The sequence below is a fragment of the Flavobacterium tructae genome, assembly GCF_002217475.1.
Lineage (GTDB): Bacteria > Bacteroidota > Bacteroidia > Flavobacteriales > Flavobacteriaceae > Flavobacterium > Flavobacterium tructae.
In genome coordinates, this window is record NZ_MUHH01000006.1 from 1 (window position 1) to 1,100 (window position 1,100).

1 protein-coding gene is annotated in these 1,100 nt (G+C 34.9%); it reads left to right on the forward strand.

What is annotated here, in order from left to right:
• Positions 1–18 precede the first annotated feature (18 nt).
• Positions 19–1,100: amino acid adenylation domain-containing protein (locus B0A80_RS01650; protein ID WP_233430686.1), on the forward strand; the 1,082-nt coding region annotated here is incomplete at its 3' end.

Here is a 1,100-nt window from a genome sequence, read left to right on the forward strand (position 1 = left end):
GATAATAAGTCGAACCAATTGGCACATTATTTAAGACAGAATTATAATTTAAAATCGGGTGATATTGTAGGTTTAATGCTGGATCGCAGCATATGGTCTATTATTTCAATATTAGGCATTTTAAAATCAGGCACGGCTTACTTGCCTATTGATAAAGATTATCCGGATGAGCGTAAATTATTTCTTGTAAATGATGCTGATATAAAATTACTTATTATTGATTCAGAAAGTTTATTTGAGGTAATAGATTATAATGTACCTGTTTTTTCTATAGATATAGAGTTTGAAACGGTGTTAAAAGAAGATTTGACAGCATTAAAGAAAAGTGAGATTATATCTTCAAATTTAGCTTACGTTATTTATACATCGGGTAGTACAGGTCGTCCAAAAGGAGTAATGATATCTCACGGTAGTTTGATAAATTACCTATTGTATAGTATAGACCGCTATGGATCAGATGATGGATGTTACAGTTTTCCATTATTTAGTTCCTTATCGTTTGATTTAACCCAGACTAGTATTTATTTAACGCTTTTAACCGGAGGCCAATTGCATGTTTACGCAAGCAATGATGTTAGTACGGTTTTGAAGGCTATAGCATTGAATGATGATATAACATCTATTAAATTGACGCCGGCTCATCTGTCCTTATTTGATGATATAGAGATGTTTAAATTAAAAAGATTCATTATAGGAGGCGAACAATTAACATATTCTGATTTAAATAATTTAGGAGAATTAGATTCTTCAGTCAGGTTATTTAATGAATATGGCCCTACTGAGGCAACGATAGGATGCAGTGTAGAGGATGTTACTGATTATAATTCTTTAAATCGTATATCTATTGGTAAGCCTATTGCCAACACGCAGATCTACATTTTAGATTCGGCTTTACAATTAGTTCCTATCGGAGTAGCAGGTGAGCTTTGTATAGGAGGTGTTCAGGTTGCTCGCGGATATTTGAATAATGCGGAACTTACTTCGGAGAAGTTTGTGTCTAATCCCTTTATAGCCGGTGAACGTATTTACAGGACGGGTGATTTGGCTCGCTGGCTTCCGGACGGTAATCTGGAGTTTATCGGCCGCGGTGATGATCAGGT